The organism is Oleiphilus sp. HI0125 (genome assembly GCF_001635355.1).
In genome coordinates this window covers 1-767 of sequence record NZ_LWGF01000300.1, presented here as the reverse complement: position 1 = coordinate 767, position 767 = coordinate 1, and the positions used below count along the sequence as shown (strand labels likewise).

General features: G+C 46.8%; 2 protein-coding genes. Both read left to right on the top strand.

Annotated elements, in window-relative coordinates; all coding sequences use genetic code 11:
- The coding region (locus tag A3762_RS04125; RefSeq protein WP_304439262.1) for an MBL fold metallo-hydrolase RNA specificity domain-containing protein at positions 1–554 on the top strand (554 nt) is incomplete at its 5' end.
- Entirely contained in the window at positions 554–739 is a 186-nt protein-coding gene (locus A3762_RS25655) for a CPXCG motif-containing cysteine-rich protein (RefSeq protein ID WP_082868933.1), read from the top strand. The genes A3762_RS04125 and A3762_RS25655, both read left to right, overlap by 1 nt.
- Positions 740–767: the final 28 nt, after the last annotated feature.

Genomic DNA, 767 nt, shown 5'->3' with positions numbered 1-767 from the left:
ATCGTCACGCAAAAGCTGCTGGTTACTGGCCTAGCGAGCTTGATGGCTTGTTGTATTCTCCGCATCAGATCGGGTATTTGCCGTCAGAAGAAATATTGATCATCGCGACAGGCAGTCAAGGCGAGCCGCGTGCGGCACTATCACGACTGGCAAGGAATCAATTCCGAGATCTTGAGCTGGAAGAGGGTGATTCTGTGATATTTAGCTCTATTGTGATTCCAGGGAATGAAGAGCATATTCATCGTTTGATCGAGCAATTGGAACAGAAAAAGATATCCGTGATTACGAAGTACAACACATCTAGAACGATTCATGCGAGTGGTCACCCAAGTGAGCAAGATTTGCTTGATTTATACGGATGGGTGCAGCCTTCTCTCGTCATTCCAACGCATGGTGAGCAGCTGCATCTTGCTGCTAACGCAAAGGTTGCTAAGCAAGCTAAGGTGCCCCGCCAGATGACAGGCTTTAATGGTGACTTGTTTGAGCTTGTAGGAACGAAACGCGTGCATAAAGCATTTATTGAACCTGGACGCATACCATTGGAGAGTAATTAATGAACCCATTGGAAGAGCAGAATACTTACTGTCCGTATTGCGGCGAACCGATTCAATTACTGCTAGACGTTATGGATTCAGACTCCGAATACACTGAAGACTGTCAGGTGTGCTGTCGGCCCATGGTAGTCAAAGTACTTAATGGGCAAGAACTGGTTGTCATGAGAGAGGACGATGCTTGCTAAGCTTGTCTGAATGAAGGTATGCCTGCGT

Excerpts from the sequence above, each read along its gene's own strand:
- A3762_RS25655 (WP_082868933.1), top strand. The coding sequence starts at position 554 with ATGAACCCATTGGAAGAGCAGAATACTTACTGTCCGTATTGCGGCGAA.